Origin of the sequence: Pseudomonas sp. LP_7_YM (assembly GCF_004364435.1) — a bacterium.
Classification (GTDB): Bacteria; Pseudomonadota; Gammaproteobacteria; order Pseudomonadales; family Pseudomonadaceae; genus Aquipseudomonas.
The window spans coordinates 48,592-63,728 of sequence record NZ_SOCT01000013.1 but is presented as its reverse complement, the minus strand read 5'-3'; the positions used below and the strand labels follow the sequence as shown (position 1 = coordinate 63,728).

The 15,137-nt window shown below is 59.9% G+C and carries 16 protein-coding genes and 1 pseudogene; 10 read left to right on the top strand and 7 right to left on the bottom strand.

Translation table 11 applies throughout. From position 1 onward, the window contains the following. Positions 1–31: 31 nt before the first annotated feature. Positions 32–409 (bottom strand): YajD family HNH nuclease, encoded by a 378-nt coding sequence (locus EC915_RS21640; protein WP_133752549.1) that lies wholly within the window; start codon positions 407–409, stop codon positions 32–34. A gap of 58 nt (positions 410–467) precedes the next feature. Next, positions 468–1,154: a spermidine synthase gene (locus tag EC915_RS21635; RefSeq protein ID WP_133752548.1), complete on the bottom strand. Its 687-nt coding sequence runs from the start codon at positions 1,152–1,154 to the stop codon at positions 468–470. A gap of 110 nt (positions 1,155–1,264) precedes the next feature. On the opposite strand from EC915_RS21635, the gene EC915_RS21630 reads away from it, so the two are divergent. Continuing rightward, entirely contained in the window at positions 1,265–1,549 is a 285-nt protein-coding gene (locus tag EC915_RS21630) for a hypothetical protein (protein ID WP_133752547.1), read from the top strand. A gap of 41 nt (positions 1,550–1,590) precedes the next feature. On the opposite strand, the gene EC915_RS21625 is transcribed toward EC915_RS21630, so the two are convergent. After that, positions 1,591–2,064: a cyclic nucleotide-binding domain-containing protein gene (locus tag EC915_RS21625; RefSeq protein ID WP_133752546.1), complete on the bottom strand. Its 474-nt coding sequence runs from the start codon at positions 2,062–2,064 to the stop codon at positions 1,591–1,593. Between the two features lie 102 nt (positions 2,065–2,166). Continuing rightward, on the bottom strand, positions 2,167–4,224 hold the full coding sequence (locus tag EC915_RS21620) for a S9 family peptidase (RefSeq protein ID WP_133752545.1): 2,058 nt from the start codon (positions 4,222–4,224) through the stop codon (positions 2,167–2,169). A 142-nt stretch (positions 4,225–4,366) separates the two neighbouring features. On the opposite strand from EC915_RS21620, the gene EC915_RS21615 reads away from it, so the two are divergent. From EC915_RS21615 to EC915_RS21590, 6 genes are all read left to right on the top strand, one after another. Next, entirely contained in the window at positions 4,367–4,876 is a 510-nt protein-coding gene (locus EC915_RS21615) for an MFS transporter (protein ID WP_256658803.1), read from the top strand. Positions 4,877–4,924: 48 nt separating this feature from the next. After that, on the top strand, positions 4,925–5,698 hold the full coding sequence (locus EC915_RS21610) for a class II glutamine amidotransferase (RefSeq protein ID WP_133752544.1): 774 nt from the start codon (positions 4,925–4,927) through the stop codon (positions 5,696–5,698). Between the two features lie 13 nt (positions 5,699–5,711). Next, entirely contained in the window at positions 5,712–6,236 is a 525-nt protein-coding gene (locus EC915_RS21605) for a DUF2937 family protein (RefSeq protein ID WP_133752543.1), read from the top strand. 274 nt (positions 6,237–6,510) lie between these two features. Next, complete coding sequence (locus EC915_RS21600; RefSeq protein WP_133752542.1) at positions 6,511–7,263, top strand: 5-oxoprolinase subunit PxpA; 753 nt, start codon at positions 6,511–6,513, stop codon at positions 7,261–7,263. Next, complete coding sequence (locus EC915_RS21595) at positions 7,260–7,964, top strand: allophanate hydrolase subunit 1 (RefSeq protein ID WP_133752541.1); 705 nt, start codon at positions 7,260–7,262, stop codon at positions 7,962–7,964. The genes EC915_RS21600 and EC915_RS21595 overlap by 4 nt, the downstream gene beginning before the upstream one ends. Further along, on the top strand, positions 7,961–8,881 hold the full coding sequence (locus EC915_RS21590; protein WP_133752540.1) for a biotin-dependent carboxyltransferase family protein: 921 nt from the start codon (positions 7,961–7,963) through the stop codon (positions 8,879–8,881). Before EC915_RS21595 ends, EC915_RS21590 begins: the two co-directional genes overlap by 4 nt. Positions 8,882–8,996: 115 nt before the next feature. Here EC915_RS21590 and EC915_RS21585 read toward each other — a convergent pair whose 3' ends face one another. After that, positions 8,997–10,175 carry a VWA domain-containing protein gene (locus EC915_RS21585; RefSeq protein ID WP_133752539.1) on the bottom strand — a complete coding sequence of 393 codons (1,179 nt, stop codon included), beginning with the start codon at positions 10,173–10,175 and terminating at the stop codon, positions 8,997–8,999. A gap of 11 nt (positions 10,176–10,186) precedes the next feature. Beyond that, positions 10,187–11,032, bottom strand: a complete 846-nt coding sequence (locus EC915_RS21580) for a MoxR family ATPase (protein ID WP_133752538.1) — start codon at positions 11,030–11,032, stop codon at positions 10,187–10,189. A 210-nt stretch (positions 11,033–11,242) separates the two neighbouring features. On the opposite strand from EC915_RS21580, the pseudogene EC915_RS21575 reads away from it, so the two are divergent. Further along, a pseudogene (locus EC915_RS21575) lies at positions 11,243–11,555 on the top strand (hypothetical protein); the annotation flags it as partial. On the opposite strand, the gene EC915_RS21570 reads toward EC915_RS21575, so the two are convergent. After that, positions 11,515–12,591, bottom strand: coding sequence for a DUF748 domain-containing protein (locus EC915_RS21570; protein WP_133752537.1), 1,077 nt, complete (start codon positions 12,589–12,591; stop codon positions 11,515–11,517). The pseudogene EC915_RS21575 and the gene EC915_RS21570 sit on opposite strands and share 41 nt — an antisense overlap. A 126-nt stretch (positions 12,592–12,717) precedes the next feature. Between EC915_RS21570 and cysK the strand changes: the two genes are divergently transcribed. Beyond that, a complete protein-coding gene (cysK, locus tag EC915_RS21565; protein WP_133752536.1) occupies positions 12,718–13,692 on the top strand; it encodes a cysteine synthase A in 975 nt (324 codons plus the stop codon). A 243-nt stretch (positions 13,693–13,935) separates the two neighbouring features. Then, positions 13,936–14,874, top strand: a complete 939-nt coding sequence (locus EC915_RS21560; RefSeq protein WP_133752535.1) for an aspartyl/asparaginyl beta-hydroxylase domain-containing protein — start codon at positions 13,936–13,938, stop codon at positions 14,872–14,874. Positions 14,875–15,137 lie beyond the last annotated feature (263 nt).

Here is a 15,137-nt window from a genome sequence, read left to right as displayed (position 1 = left end):
GGCTTGCGGCTTGTAGCTCAAAGCCTGCGGCTTAAGTCTCGTCGCTGTTTTTCATCAGGCCTGCAAGTGCGGCGAAGGGATTGTGGGTGGCCTTGGGGGTTTTCGGGCTGCTGGTCGAGCTGTCGGAGAAGTACTGCTGATCGGTGTAGCGCGAATGTTCATTATCGTGGCAGTAAAGACACAGCAACTCCCAGTTGGAGCCATCCTGTGGATTGTTGTCGTGGTTGTGATCGCGGTGATGCACGGTCAGCTCGCTCAGGCGCTTGCCGGAAAACTCGCGGGCACAGCGGCCGCAGACATGCGGATACATGCGCAGAGCCTTGTCGCGATAACCCATCTCGCGATCACGCTGGGCGTCGGCGAGGATGCGGTCGAGCTTGGAAGTGTTGGTCGGCGTTCCCGAACTCATGTGTCACCTGTTTCGTGTTCTATTGGCAATGGAGCAAGTCTAGCGCTTTGCGCTGCGCTCAGCCCTTGAGTTTTTCTGCGATCCAGATCGTGTGCCGCGTGCCTTTGTTGCCGTGGGCGTAGACCTTGACCTCTTCGGCCTTGAAGCCGGCCTTGCGCAGTTTTTCACTGAAGGCGGCGTCGGCGCTGGCAGACCACACCGCCAATATACCTTTGGAGCGCAAGGCGCTTGCGCAGGCGGCCAGACCACCGGAGGAATACAGCCAGCTGTTGGACCTCTGCGTCAGGCCTTCGGGGCCGTTGTCGACGTCGAGCATGATCGCGTCGAAGCCCTGAGGCTCGCTCTTCAACACCTGGGCCACGTCCTGGATGACCACTTTAGTGCGCGGATCCTGCAGCGGATTGCCGGATTTCTCGCCCAGCGGCCCGCGGTTCCACTCAACCACGCCCGGCACCAGCTCAGCCACTACCGCTTCGCCGTTCTTGCCCAGGTGCTTGAGCGCCGAGGCGAGGGTGAAGCCCATGCCCAATCCGCCGATGAGCACGCGGGGTTGCAGACGTGAGGCAACTTTCTTGCAAGGGATCTCGGCCAGCGCATCCTCGGAGCCGTGCATGCGTGTGTTCATCAACTGGCCGCCGTCGCCGCCCTGAATCTTGATCACGAAATCCTCGCCGTACTCGAACAGGCACAGCGCGCCGCTGTTATCAGGGATCGGGGTGGTGTCGAGCAGAACAAAACGTTTCATGGAGAACTCGGTGGCAGCGTGGCCGGGCGCAGAGCAATTTGTCAGCGCGCAAAGCGCTGCGCAGGAGTAGCCTGAGCGTCCCAGCAAAAGATTGGCACTGGAGGCCAACGATGAAGCGGTCCATTCTAGCGGCGATTGCCTTGACGATGCTTGGCGTATCGCAGGTATTTGCCGAAACGTTGCAGCCTGTCCTCAATACCCCCGAGCCGATTGCCGCGACGTCCGGCTCGCCCGGCACGGCCACGCCGACGCCTTACCCGCAAGTGGCGCCGCCGAGTGTGCCGCGTGCGGGCGGGCAGGGTAATCCGCCGTTGTTGCCGAAAATTCCCCAGCCTGGACCACCGAAGGAGGATGAGCCGTTGCCGGGCATCTCGCCAGCCAAGCCGGGTCCGTAAGGATTGACCACAAAGGCAGGGCCACGACGCCGTGGGAGGTTCTACTCCTGGTGCGCCAACACCTTGCCATCCATCATCCGCAACCGCCTGGACATGGCCACGGCAATCGCGCGGATGATCTTCGCTGCCGCTTTTGGCGCTTCGTTGAGCATTTTTTCCAGCGAATCCTTGCCCAGATTCAGCAGGGTGCAGGAAGAGGCCGCGATACAACTGGCCGAGCGCCGTTCGCCATCCAGCACCGCCATTTCCCCGAACGCCCGACCGCCACGCAAAATGGCGGTTTCCACCTGTTTGCCGTCCGCATTGAGCTTCTGCACCGAGACCGTGCCCGAGTGGATGATGCACATGAAGGTGCCGGCGTCGCCTTCGTTGAAGATGGCGTCGCCTTTTTCGATGCCGCTGATGCTGAAATAGCCCGCTGCTGCAGCAGACTCCGCAGGCGTGAGGGCGAGGAACAGACCGCAGTCCATCAGCATCTCGCGGATTTCCGTGTTCAGTGATGAGGGTGTCGACATGGGAGGTTCTTGTTCTGTATTGAAAGATGACCAGCAAGACAGGCCCGGACCGTACAACGTCCGGATGCCGTCTGATATGACAAAGCGCCGGGAGGGAGTTCCTCAGGCCAGTTGCAATACCTTGAAGATAAAACCGTATTCGAGCGCCACGTCACGCAATCCCTGATAACGACCGCTCATTCCGCCGTGCCCGGCACCCAGTTCGGTCTTGAGCAGCAGCAGGTTGTCGTCGGTTTTGGTATCGCGCAATTTCGCTACCCACTTGGCCGCCTCCCAATACTGCACGCGGCTGTCGTTGTAGCCGGCAATCACCAGCATCGCCGGGTAGGCTTGAGCGATGACGTTCTCGTACGGTGCATAAGCCTTGATGCGAGCGTAGACCTCCGGTTCCTGCGGATTGCCCCATTCGTCGTATTCGGTGACGGTCAGTGGCAGCTCCGGGTCGAGCATGGTGTTGAGCACGTCGACGAACGGCACCTCGGCAATGGCCGCCTTGAACAGCTCAGGGCGCTGGTTAACGACGGCACCGATCAACAGCCCGCCGGCGCTGCCGCCGCTGATCACCAGTTTTTCAGCCGTGGTGAGTTTTTCCGCAATCAGATGTTCGGCGCAGGCAATGAAATCACTGAACGTGTTCTGTTTGTGCTCCTGCTTGCCACTGCGATACCAGGCTTCGCCCAACTCGCCGCCGCCGCGCACGTGAGCGATGGCAAAGGCGATTCCGCGATCAAGCAGACTGAGCCGTGCGTGGGAGAACCACGGGTCGAGACTTTCACCGTAGGCGCCATATCCGTAGAGGTACAACGGCACTGGCTGACCTGCCAGTTCACGCTTTACCACAAGGCTGATCGGTACCTGGGTGCCATCAGCGGCGGTCGCCCACAGGCGCTGACTGACATAGACTTCGGCGTCGAATACGCCCAGCACCGGGGTTTCCTTGAGCACCACTTGCTCTGCGGTCGCCAGGGTCAATTGACGCACCTGTGGCGGACGATTCAGCGATTGATAACGCAGGCGAATCTTGTCGCTGTCGAATTCAAGGGTGTCCTGCACATACAGGTTGTAGGCCGCATCCGGCAATTGCACACGATAAGCCGGCAAACCCTGAGGGTGTACCTCGACGATCGGCAGGCCGCCTTCACGCAAGCTCAAGGTCAGACCCTTGGCGTTAAGACTGAAGCCGTCGAGCATGACCGTATCGCTGTGCAGAATCAGTGTTTGCCAGTCCTTGCGCTCAGGCACACCGCCGGTTTGCTCGACAGCCTGGAACAGGGCGAAGTTGATACCGGCCTGGTTGCTGCGAATCAGCCAGCTCCAGCTACCGTCGATCAGGCCATGGTCCACCGAGTATTCGTGGCCTTCGCTGCGTGGCGCCATGCACACGAACGCTTGCTCGGGTTTACCGGCGTCCAGCACCCAGCTTTCGCTGGTGGTCTTGCTGTCCAGGGCCAGCACCAGTTGGCGCTCGGAGCTGGAGCGATAGCAATGCAGGAAGAACCGTCCGTCCGGCTCTTCGAAGACCAATTGCGCCGAGTCCTCGCCCAGGAGGTGTCGATAAAGCCTGTATGGGCGATGGGTGTCGTCCAGTTCGCCGAAGAACAGAGTCCGGCTGTCATTGGCCCAGGTCATGCTGCCATCGCAGTCTTCGAACGGCAACGTGGTGACGTCGCCTGTGCTCAGTTCCTTGACATGCAGCTGATAAACCTCTTCGCCGCTGGTGTCCAAGCTGTACGCCAGACGCTGATGGTCAGGGCTGATGCTGAAAGCGCCAAGTGAAAAGAAGCTACCATTGGCCAGCGCGTTTGGATCCAGGAGTAGCTCTTCGGCGCGCTCGTCGATCGTCTGCGAATCGTCGGCAGGGCGCGGGCAACGATAGTGGCGGGCGTATTCGTCGCCTTCGGTCGTGCGGGTGTAATACAGGTACGGCCCCCATGGCGAGGGCAGCGACAGGTCGGTTTCAAGGATGCGCCCCTTTATTTCCTGAAACAGGGTTTCGCGCAGGGCCTGTTGATCGTTGAGTTGACGCTCCTGATAGTCGTTTTCCGCCTTGAGGTAATCGAGCACCTCATCGGCGTCGCGATGCTGCAGCCAGGCATACGGATCGGCGCCGTCAGCCTTGCGGGCAAGCGGTGCGCGGGAATCAATGTCGGAAAAAGGCATGCTGGGCTCTCTCAAAAGTGAAGCGGGCCGCTCAGGTGACGCCTGCACGTGGCGTCGCGGACCGATAACTGAAGCCGGGGAAGCCGGGCTTGCGAAAAGTCGTTATCATAAGCGCCTCTCTACCTGCCTTACCACGGACGTCATGACCGACAACGACTATCTGATTGCCTGGGGCCTTTACGCATTTGCTGCGTTGGGCTGTCTGTTGGTGTGGTTCAAGCTGACCGGCTGGATGTGGCGCTACCTGCGCGAACCGCTGCGGGTCATCGGTGCGGTCCTGCTGTTCTGCCCGACCGTCATCGATCCGGTGAAAGAAAAATACGCCCCGGCCCTGGCCATCAGCGCCCTGGATCTCGGCCTCAAGGTCGGCAACAACGTCTGGCGCGCGGCGCTCGACCTGTCCACCTATGGCGCAGTCGCCTTGGGGCTGTACTTCATTTTTGCGCTGATCCGGCTGCCGTTTTTGCGCAAGAAAAAGGCTCGTCAGGCCCATGCCGAAGCCGCTGCCGCACACGCTGCCGCCGAGCAGAAGGAAGATGACCAACCCTTCGCGTCGCAAGATGCCGACCGCTACGCCAGCACGTCCGCCGAGCCCGCCAAGGGCATAAACTCAGCGCCAGGCGGTCGTTACCGGGTCGAGCCCAAGCTGTGACCGGCCTGCACCAGGCCAACATGCTGTTGAATCCATCGAGCGCCGAGCATGTGTGAACTTCTGGGCATGAGTGCCAACGTACCGACCGACATCGTCTTCAGCTTTACCGGGCTCATGCAGCGGGGCGGTCGAACCGGGCCTCACCGTGATGGTTGGGGCATCGGCTTTTACGAAGGACGCGGGTTGCGGCTGTTTCAGGACCCGGCCGCCAGCAGCGAGTCCGAGGTCGCGCAACTGGTACAGCGATACCCGATAAAGAGTGAAGTCGTCATCGGCCATATTCGTCAGGCCAACGTCGGCAGGGTGTGCCTGTCCAATACCCATCCTTTTGTCCGCGAGCTGTGGGGCCGTAACTGGTGCTTCGCGCATAACGGCCAACTGGCGGATTTTCACCCCAGCGTCACGTTCTATCGGCCGGTCGGCGATACGGACAGCGAGGCTGCATTCTGCGACCTGTTGAACCGGGTGCGCGAGGGGTTTCCCGAGCCTGTCGAGATCGAGCGGTTGCTACCGACGCTGGTTCAGGCCTGCAGCGAATATCGAAGCAAAGGCGTGTTCAACGGCCTGCTCAGCGATGGGGACTGGCTGTTCTGTTTCTGCTCCACCAAGTTGGTGCACATCACCCGGCGAGCGCCGTTCGGGCCGGCGCGGCTCAAGGATGTCGACATGATCGTCGACTTCCAGGCAGAGACGACGCCCAACGATGTGGTCACTGTCATCGCCACCGAGCCCTTGACCGAAGATGAAACCTGGAATCGCTACGAGCCGGGGCACTGGAGCCTCTGGCGTCGTGGCGAATGCGTGGCCGAAGGCCGAACCTGACAGAGAGGGATCTATGCTGCGAAGCTATGTGCGACTGGTGTTATTCACGGCAGGCCTGTTGATCGGCGTGCAGATTCCCGGCTTCATCAGCGATTACGGCAAGCGCGTCGAGGCGCATCTGATGGAAGCGCAGCAGAATCTGCGCGGCTACAGCGACACGGCCCAGCGCTTCTTCAATGGCGATGTGCAGGCGCTGATCCAGCATTACCGCAGCAGCGATGACCCGGTTTTTCGCACCGACGCCAACAACATCAGCAATCTGCTGAGCCGCACGCAAATGCTGGATCGTGAATGGCAGGCGCTGCAAGGTCCTTGGTATACGCGGGCCTGGCACGTGCTGACTGCTGCCGATCCAGACATCCGCAATGAGACATGGAACGGCTACACCTGGCAGGTGCTCCTGTCACCGCAAGTCATCGGCTGGGGCCTGATTTGCGCGTTGCTGTTCTCGCTGGTAATCGAAAGCTTCGTCCTGTTTATCGACTGGGTGTTCGTGGGGCGGCATCACGTGCGTCCGGTCAATCGCGACTCGCGTTAAGGGTGCCGTTGTCGGGGTCCTGACAGCAATTCTGTGGGAGCGATTCATACGCAAGCAGCCAGTGCAAGCGACATAAATGCAGGGTTGATCAAGCGCATCGCCAGTGAATTCCCCCACAGAAAATGGCTGCGCGCCTGGGCGCGAGGTCCGTGCAGCGATGAATTCCGGGGCGGATTTCTTCCAGCAGACGACAGCGGTGCCAGCGCTGCAAAGACAAGCGTTGCAGGCGTACACTCAGCGTGTCCTTCACCTTCATCCGCACAGGAGACAAGCCTTGGGCCGCCTGTTATTGAATTGCGATATTGGCGAAAGCTACGGCGCCTGGACCATGGGGCTCGACGCCGAAGTCATGCCTTACATCGATTGCGCCAACATCGCCTGCGGCTTTCACGCCGGAGACCCCAGTGTCATGCGCAAGACGGTGGCCTTGGCGTTGAGTCACAACGTCACCCTCGGCGCGCACCCGGCATACCCCGATCTGGTCGGGTTCGGACGTCGCTCCATGGCGTGCACGACGCAGGAAATCCAGGACCTGCTGCATTATCAGATTGGCGCGCTCGATGGCGTCTGTCGTGCCCAGGGCGGGCGCGTCAGCTATGTCAAACCTCATGGCGCGATGTACAACGACATGATGGCCAATCCCGCCCAGCTGCGTGCGGTGATCGAGGGTATCGCACGCTACAGCCCGCAATTGCCGCTGATGTTGCTGTCGATGCGCGACAACAGCGTAGCGCAGGCCATCGCCGATGAGTTCAGCGTCACGCTGTGGTTCGAAGCCTTTGCCGACCGGGCCTATGACAGTGTTGGCCGGCTGGTTTCACGGACTTTGCCAGGCGCGGTGCATCATGACCCGGAGCTGATCGTTGGTCAGGCCCTTACCTTATCCCGCGGGCAAGCCCTGATCGCCAGCGACGGCAGCGAACTGCTGCTGAAGGTCGATACACTCTGCGTGCACGGTGACAACGCCAGTTCCATCGCGGCGGTGCAGCGCATACGCGAGGCCTTGAGCAAGACGTCCGGTTCATGAATCCGCGTATCGAAGTCGTCGCAATCGACTGCCTGATGGTGCGCCTGTTCGACGCCATAGATGAGGCCAACATGCCGTGGATGCTCGCCGCCAGCCTGCGCCTGCACGAGGGCTTTGGCGCGCATCTGATTGATCTGGTGCCGTCCTACACCACCTTGATGGTGCATTACGACCTGATAGCGCTGGATCCGCAGCAGGCCCGTGAAATCATCGTCAACGTGTTGCACGACCTGTCGCCCGGCGCCGCAAGCGGCGGCAGGCAGCACGTGTTGCCAGTCTGGTACGACCTCAGCGTCGGGCCCGAACTGAGGTTACTGTCCGAGCGCAGCGGGTTGCCGGTGGGCGAAGTGATCAAGCGTCACAGCCAGCGCGAGTATCAGGTGTTCGCCTTGGGTTTCGCGCCGGGCTTCGCGTTTATGGGATTGGTTGAAGACGCCCTCGCCGCGCCACGCATCAAGACCCCGCGCAAACGGGTCGCGGCGGGGAGCGTGGGCATCGCCGAACGGCAGACCGCCGCCTACCCGCTGGAATCGCCCGGCGGCTGGAATATCCTCGGCCGCACCCCGGCCATGCTGTTTGATCGTGAAATTGATGGCTACAGCCTCATGCAGCCCGGCGATATGGTGCGTTTCGCGGCCATCGATCACGACGAATTCATTCGTCTGGGCGGCGACGATACCCCGCTGGAAGCGCTGCTATGAGTGCGCTGACGGTTAAACACAGTACGCCGTTGTGCCAACTGCAGGACGCCGGCCGCTTCGGCGTGCGTCATCTGGGCGTGACCCAAGGCGGCGCGCTGGATTGGGTATCCATGGCCTGGGCCAACAAACTGCTGAACAACCCGCCGCATGCTGCAGTGATCGAAGTGACGCTGGGTGGCCTGACCCTGATTGCCGAAGAGGACTGCTGCCTAGCCCTGGCCGGCGCGGACCTCGGCGCCTTGCTCGACGAGCGCCCGATTACACCGTGGCGCAGCTTTTTTCTGCGCAAGGGCCAGCAACTGCGCTTCATCCAGCCGATTTCCGGCGCGCGGGCCTACCTCGCAGCGCCTGGCGGTTTCGATGCACTCGAGGTACTGGGCAGCTGCGCCACAGTCGGCAGAGAAGGGCTGGGGGGGCTGGACGGCTCCGGCAAGGCGCTGCGCGAAGGTGATCAACTGAACTACTCGGGTACCTCATTTGAGCTGCAAGTGCTTGCCGATCATCTGACCCCCGACTTGAACGATCAGCGGCCTCTGGACGTCGTGCTCGGCGCGCAGATCGGCCAGTTCAGTGGGACGAGTCTGTTCGACGCCTTCAACAGCGACTGGACACTCGACAGCCGCGCTGATCGCATGGGCATGCGTCTGATGGGGCCGGAACTGGTCTACCAGGGCAGACCGATGATCTCCGAAGGCATCCCACTGGGCGCAATTCAGGTTCCACCCGACGGCCAGCCCATCATTCTGCTCAACGACCGGCAGACCATTGGCGGCTACCCAAGGCTGGGCGCTTTGACCCCGCTGTCCCTGGCACGACTGGCGCAGAAACTGCCGGGGACTGTGGTGCGCGTGAGGGCGGTGGTGCAGGAAGTGGCGCGCCGAGAGCAGGTCCGGTTTGTAAAGCGGTTTCAGGTCTGAAGCTGCAGATCGACGTGAAACGTGCACAAGACGTCGCAGGTTACGACGGCAGCGAACGCGGTGAGGTCAGTCAATATCTTCGTGGCTGACACACCGCGTTCCTGCAGTCTCAGCATCACTTCGCCAAATACCGCATCCCTTCTTCCAGCCCGCGCAACGTCAGCGGATACATCTGATCTTCGATCAGATCGCGCACGATGTTGGTCGAGGTGGTGTAGGCCCAGGCGTCCTTGGGATAGGGGTTGATCCAGATGATCTTCTTGAACTTGGCCATGAACCGGTGCATCCAGACGTAGCCTGCTTCTTCGTTCCAGTGCTCGACGCTGCCGCCGGGTTGGGTGATTTCATAAGGCGCCATGGCGGCGTCGCCGATGAAGATCACTTTGTAGTCGGCGCCGTATTTGTGCAGCAGATCCTGGGTGCTGGTGCGTTCGGAGGTGCGGCGCAGGTTGTTCTTCCACACCGATTCGTAGATGAAGTTATGGAAATAGAAATACTCCATGTGCTTGAACTCGGTCTTGCAGGCCGAGAACAACTCTTCGCAGATTTTTACGTGGGCATCCATCGAGCCGCCGATGTCGAACAGCAGCAATAGCTTGATCGTGTTGCGTCGCTCCGGGCGCATCTGGATATTCAGCAGGCCGGCATCGCGGGCGGTGTGGTCGATGGTGCTATCGATGTCCAGCTCGTCAGCGGCGCCTTGGCGGGCAAATTTGCGCAGCCTGCGCAGCGCGACTTTTATATTGCGCGTGCCAAGCTCGACCTGATCATCGAGGTTCTTGTACTCGCGCTGCTCCCAGACCTTGGCCGCCTTGCCCTGGCGCTTGCCTGCGTCGCCGACGCGAATACCTTCAGGGTTATATCCGCCGGAACCGAACGGGCTGGTGCCGCCGGTGCCGATCCACTTGTTGCCACCGGCGTGGCGTTCTTTCTGTTCTTCCAGACGCTTTTTGAATGCTTCGATGAGTTTGTCCAGACCGCCTAGGGACTGAATCTGCGCACGCTCCTCGTCGGTCAACGAACGCTCAAATTCCTTGCGCAGCCAGTCTTCGGGGATCAGCGCCTGCAAATGATCGTCGAGCTTTTCCAGCCCGTTGAAATAGGCGCCGAAGGCCCGGTCGAATTTGTCGAAGTGGCGCTCGTCCTTGACCAGAATCGTGCGCGACAAGTAATAAAACTCGTCCATGTCGGCGAAGGTGACGCGCTGCTTCAAGGCATTGATCAGGTCTAGCAGCTCGCGCACCGAGACCGGCACTTTGGCTGCGCGCATTTCATTGAACAGGTTAAGCAGCATGGCAAACGCCCTTATCGATTACCGCGACGGCTCATGAACGCCAGACGCTCCAACAGCTGGACGTCCTGTTCGTTCTTGACCAGCGCCCCGGCCAGCGGCGGAATGGCCTTGGTCGGATCGCGTTCGCGCAGTACCGCTTCACTAATGTTGTCGGCCATGAGCAGTTTCAGCCAGTCCACCAGCTCGGAGGTCGAAGGTTTTTTCTTCAGGCCCGGCACCTTGCGCACGTCGAAGAACACGTCCAATGCTTCGCTGACCAGATCCTTCTTGATGTCCGGGTAGTGCATATCGACGATCTGCTGCAGCGTACTGCGATCCGGGAAGGCGATGTAGTGAAAGAAGCAGCGACGCAGGAAGGCATCTGGCAGTTCTTTTTCGTTGTTTGAGGTAATGATGATGATCGGGCGCTTTTTGGCCTTGATCGTCTCGTCGGTCTCGTAAACGTAGAACTCCATCTTGTCGAGTTCCTGCAACAGGTCGTTGGGAAACTCGATATCGGCCTTGTCGATTTCATCGATCAGCAGAATCACTCGCTCCTCGGATTCAAAAGCCTCCCAGAGCTTTCCTTTCTTCAGGTAATTGCGTATGTCGTGGACCTTGTCGACACCCATTTGTGAATCACGCAGACGGCTGACCGCATCGTATTCGTACAGCCCCTGATGCGCTTTAGTGGTCGACTTGATATGCCAGGTGATCAACTTCGCGCCAAAGGATTCGGCCAGTTGTTCGGCGAGCATGGTTTTGCCTGTGCCCGGCTCGCCCTTGACCAGCAGTGGGCGCTCAAGCGTGATGGCGGCGTTGACGGCAAGCTTCAGGTCGTCAGTGGCGACGTAGGCGCGGGTGCCTTCGAACTTCATCGAAAAATCCTCGAACAGGGCGTGCGGACCACGGGCCGGACGCCGAAAAGAATGCAGCGACTATAACGCGCACGCTGCTCGGCTGTGAACGCACACGCTTTATTCAGTCGCTCAATGGCGGGTCGCGATTTGACCGCAGAGAAAATTGTAACGCTGATTTCTGTATAGCCAAATTGGCTATGTATTGCGCAGCATGCAATCCAATACAGTGCAGGGGCGGCGACGGATGAGACCACCCGCAGCTTCATCGGCTGGCGCGCGCGGACCGGATTGCCCCTGGTATTGGCGGCTGAAGCGCTCGGAGTCAGCACCCGCAGCATCACTCGTTACAGCAATGCCCGAGAAGCGACGCCGCGCACGTTGCGCCTTGGCGTGTATCGGTTGGGACTCGCTGCAGAGTCAAGGGCAGGGCGGCATTCTTGGTGCAGAACACCGCCCTGTTTATGGCGTTGAGTCAGAGGGCAAGACGGATTGCCAGTCCGTCACTTCGCCTCGCTTTTGCCACTGTCATACCGCGTATTGAATGCCTGAACGAAAGCGTTGCGCAGAATCTGCAGAAACGCCTGAAAGGCACTGATGTCCTGCTTGTGAACACTGCCGCTGAGTTCCACGCGGGTGGCGAACTGGTTCTTGCTCTGATTCTTCAAGAGGGTCTGGCTGCCGCCGACGATGGCTTCCCAGACCGAGCGGAAGAAGCCCTTGTTCTGATTCTCGACGTCCTGCTGCCAGTTGAAGATATCCACGTCGCGCAGCAGGGGTTTGATGTAACCACTGAGCTGACCTTTATTGGCCTGGGCTTCGATGATGAGGTCGCCGTTGCCTGCGTTGAAGTCGAACTTGCCGTAGGCCGAGGCGAAATCGTTCATGCGTTTTAACTGCAGGCCGGTGACCCGCAGTTTGAAATCGAAGTCTTCAAAGTTGCTGAACGGGTCGAACGTGGCGTTGGTTTCCAGTGGTGCATGCCCCAATAGCATGGCCTTGCCCTCGAACCGCGCGTCGCGCTTGCCAGCGGTGTCGACGACGTTGGTCAGGTTATAAAGGCTGGCATTGACCTTGTCGGCCTCGATTTTCACCTTGGGCGTGGAGGTGAAGTTGCTGAACGTGATTTTGCCGTCGTCGATCCGGACCTCGTTAAGCGTAATCGGCAGTAGCTTGTTCAACTGTGCGCGCCAGTCAGTGCCGGCACCGGTCTGCGATTGTTGTTTGTTTGCGCCGCCATCGACGAAATTAAGTTCGGGGCTGACGAACGCGACCTTTGCCACCACCGCATGGTCGTACCAGAGCGAATGCCAGCTGACAGCTATATCGATCACCGGCACCTTGAGCAGCGGCACCGGGACCTTGCCGTCGACCTTGACGATGTTCAGGCCATTGATCTTGTAAGCGCCGCGCCACAATGCCAGATCGACATCCGTCACTTGTCCCCGATAGTCGCCCATGTCGGCGAGTTTTTCGTTGAGGTAGTTACGCACCACGTAGGGCAGCGCGATGTGCAAGGCAATCAACAACACAACCAGTCCCAGGACTGTCCACAGTGGCCAGCTATAGCGACGTTTCATGGCGGTACTCTCCGGTTTTCCTACGTTTGTTGACTACCGACGCCGCCGTCCGTTCGCATGACTGGACTCAATATGCACCCAAGGCATAGGCTTTGCGTTTTTCCCCACCTGCACGAGGACCCGGTCATGAGCCGTATTTACGCAGACAACGCCCATTCCATCGGCAATACGCCGCTGGTGCAGATCAACCGAATCGCGCCGCGCGGGGTCACGATTCTGGCCAAGATCGAAGGGCGTAATCCGGGGTATTCGGTCAAATGCCGTATCGGCGCGAACATGATCTGGGACGCCGAGAGCAGGGGCGCACTCAAGCCCGGCATGACCATCGTCGAGCCGACCTCCGGCAATACCGGTATCGGTCTGGCTTTCGTTGCCGCAGCCCGTGGCTATAAATTGGTGCTGACCATGCCCGCGTCCATGAGCATCGAGCGGCGCAAGGTGCTCAAGGCGCTGGGTGCCGAACTGGAACTGACCGAGCCTGCCAAGGGCATGAAAGGCGCAATCGCCAAGGCTGAAGAACTGGTGGCCAGCGATCCAGGCAAGTACTTCATGCCCGGGCAGTTCGAAAACCCGGCCAACCCGGCGATTCACGAAAAGACCACCGGTCCGGAAATCTGGAACGACACCGACGGCGCAATTGACGTGTTGGTAGCAGGCGTCGGCACGGGCGGCACCATCACCGGCGTATCGCGCTACATCAAGCACACCATGGGCAAGCCGATCACCTCGGTGGCCGTGGAACCGATGATCTCGCCGATCATCACCCAGGCTTTGGCGGGCGAGGAAATCACCCCCAGCCCGCACAAGATCCAGGGGATTGGCGCAGGCTTCATCCCGAAGAATCTTGATCTGTCGATCATCGACAAGGTCGAGTTGGTCAGCGATGAAGAAGCCAAGGCGATGGCGCTGCGCCTGATGCAGGAAGAGGGGATTCTCTGTGGCATTTCCTGCGGCGCGGCGATGCAGGCAGCCGTGCGTCTGGCAGAAAAGCCGGAAATGCAGGGCAAGACCATCGTCGTGATCCTGCCCGACTCTGGCGAGCGCTACCTGTCGAGCATGCTGTTCAGCGACCTGTTCACGGAACAAGAACTGGCCCAATAGTCGTATTGGCGAAGTCTTCGGCTTTTTACCTGGGCGACGAAGGCTTATGATGGCCGCCATTCAGAACCTTTCGTGCACCTGCTCCAGGTCAAGCGACAGGGTTGTGCAGCCATTTAGACTGCCCCATAGCGACGGTCGCCTGTGCTGATACCCGCCTTCGTTTAGACGCTGGCGGTGCGCAGACCAAGCGTTCAACGGATGTCGCCGTTGACGGCGCAACGACACTGTTCCAAGGAGAGCTTCATGACCTTTTCTTTCGCTGCCAAAGCGGCGATTCTGCTGCTGTTCATCGGCAGCACGCTGTACGTGCATCTGCGCGGCAAGGCGCGTCTGCCGGTGCTGCGCCAGTTCGTGAACCACTCCGCATTGTTTGCTCCGTACAACGCCTTGATGTACCTGTTCTCCAGCGTGCCATCCAGACCTTATCTGGATCGCAGCAAGTTCCCTGAACTCGATGTGTTGCGCGACAACTGGGAGACCATTCGCGACGAGGCCATGCACCTCTTTGATGAGGGGTACATTCGCGCCGCCGCCAAGGATAACGACGCCGGTTTCGGTTCGTTCTTCAAAAAAGGCTGGAAGCGGTTTTACCTGAAGTGGTACGACAAACCGCTGCCGTCCGCCGAAACACTGTGCCCGAAGACGGTCGAGCTGGTCAGCCGTATTCCCAACGTCAAGGGCGCGATGTTTGCCCTGTTGCCCGGTGGCAGTCACCTCAACCCGCACCGCGATCCTTTCGCCGGTTCGTTGCGTTACCACCTGGGCCTGTCGACACCCAACTCCGACGATTGCCGGATCTTCGTCGATGGCAAGGTCTACGCCTGGCGCGACGGTGAAGACGTGATGTTCGACGAGACCTACGTGCACTGGGTCAAGAACGAAACCGACGTCACTCGCGTGATCCTGTTCTGTGACATCGAGCGTCCGTTGAGCAACCGCTTCATGACGTCGGTCAACCGCAGCGTCAGCGCTTTCCTCGGCCGCGCCACTGCGCCGCAGAATACCGATGACGAACGCGTCGGCGGGATCAATCAGGCCTATGCCTACAGCAAGCGGTTCAGTAACGGCATCAGCGGCAAGGTCAAACAGTTCAAACGCGCCAACCCCAAGGCCTATCGCATCCTGCGTCCGGTACTGGCAGTCATCGTGCTGGCTTTGCTGGGCTACTGGCTGTTCGGCTGATCACTAGACGTTGCGTCCTGCACCGCGCGCTGGTTATATTCAGCGCCGGTGTTTTGAAACAAGTCGAAACATCCCTCCCCATTTCGAAGAAGACCAGCGCATGCCTGCTTCCCATTCGCCATTCGTGTTCAGGACTGCAGCATTTGCTGTGGGCGAGCCGTGCGGGTGCCAGCAGGCTTTCTACATCACGCGCTATCCACCTCCCTCTCCTGTGACCGGCCCGGTTGCGTGCGTTGTCTCGCCGCCAGCCTTGGTTGTGCTGG

Bases quoted from the DNA above. Each gene is read 5' to 3' on its own strand.
- EC915_RS21640 (WP_133752549.1), bottom strand. From the start codon at position 409: ATGAGTTCGGGAACGCCGACCAACACTTCCAAGCTCGACCGCATCCTC.
- EC915_RS21635 (WP_133752548.1), bottom strand. From the start codon at position 1,154: ATGAAACGTTTTGTTCTGCTCGACACCACCCCGATCCCTGATAACAGC.
- EC915_RS21630 (WP_133752547.1), top strand. From the start codon at position 1,265: ATGAAGCGGTCCATTCTAGCGGCGATTGCCTTGACGATGCTTGGCGTA.
- EC915_RS21625 (WP_133752546.1), bottom strand. From the start codon at position 2,064: ATGTCGACACCCTCATCACTGAACACGGAAATCCGCGAGATGCTGATG.
- EC915_RS21620 (WP_133752545.1), bottom strand. From the start codon at position 4,224: ATGCCTTTTTCCGACATTGATTCCCGCGCACCGCTTGCCCGCAAGGCT.
- EC915_RS21615 (WP_256658803.1), top strand. From the start codon at position 4,367: ATGACCGACAACGACTATCTGATTGCCTGGGGCCTTTACGCATTTGCT.
- EC915_RS21610 (WP_133752544.1), top strand. From the start codon at position 4,925: ATGTGTGAACTTCTGGGCATGAGTGCCAACGTACCGACCGACATCGTC.
- EC915_RS21605 (WP_133752543.1), top strand. From the start codon at position 5,712: ATGCTGCGAAGCTATGTGCGACTGGTGTTATTCACGGCAGGCCTGTTG.
- EC915_RS21595 (WP_133752541.1), top strand. From the start codon at position 7,260: ATGAATCCGCGTATCGAAGTCGTCGCAATCGACTGCCTGATGGTGCGC.
- EC915_RS21590 (WP_133752540.1), top strand. From the start codon at position 7,961: ATGAGTGCGCTGACGGTTAAACACAGTACGCCGTTGTGCCAACTGCAG.
- EC915_RS21585 (WP_133752539.1), bottom strand. From the start codon at position 10,175: ATGCTGCTTAACCTGTTCAATGAAATGCGCGCAGCCAAAGTGCCGGTC.
- EC915_RS21580 (WP_133752538.1), bottom strand. From the start codon at position 11,032: ATGAAGTTCGAAGGCACCCGCGCCTACGTCGCCACTGACGACCTGAAG.
- EC915_RS21570 (WP_133752537.1), bottom strand. From the start codon at position 12,591: ATGAAACGTCGCTATAGCTGGCCACTGTGGACAGTCCTGGGACTGGTT.
- cysK (WP_133752536.1), top strand. From the start codon at position 12,718: ATGAGCCGTATTTACGCAGACAACGCCCATTCCATCGGCAATACGCCG.
- EC915_RS21560 (WP_133752535.1), top strand. From the start codon at position 13,936: ATGACCTTTTCTTTCGCTGCCAAAGCGGCGATTCTGCTGCTGTTCATC.